Origin of the sequence: Mycobacterium arosiense ATCC BAA-1401 = DSM 45069 (assembly GCF_002086125.1) — a bacterium.
Lineage (GTDB): Bacteria > Actinomycetota > Actinomycetes > Mycobacteriales > Mycobacteriaceae > Mycobacterium > Mycobacterium arosiense.
Genome location: NZ_MVHG01000414.1, coordinates 1 through 234 on the forward strand (window position 1 = coordinate 1; position 234 = coordinate 234).

Sequence of the window (234 nt, forward strand, 5' to 3'; positions counted from 1 at the left end):
CGGTGAACTTCATGATGTTGCCCTTGTGCACCAGGGTCACCGAACTGCGGTCGTTGTCGACGGCGTATTGCAGGGCCTTGCGCACCATGCGCTTGGTGCCTTCCTGGGAAACCGGCTTGATGCCGATGCCTCAGTTCTCGGTGAAGCGGATCTTCTTGACGCCCATTTCCTCGGTGAGGAACTTGATGACCTTCTCCGCTTCCGGCGAACCGGCCTTCCACTCGACGCCGGCAT

Annotated in this window: 1 protein-coding gene; it reads right to left on the reverse strand. The window is 59.8% G+C overall.

The window, feature by feature from the left end; genetic code table 11:
* Nucleotides 1–127 (reverse strand): isocitrate/isopropylmalate family dehydrogenase (locus tag BST14_RS32785; RefSeq protein ID WP_438502226.1); only part of this gene is annotated, 127 nt, incomplete at its 3' end.
* Nucleotides 128–234: the final 107 nt, after the last annotated feature.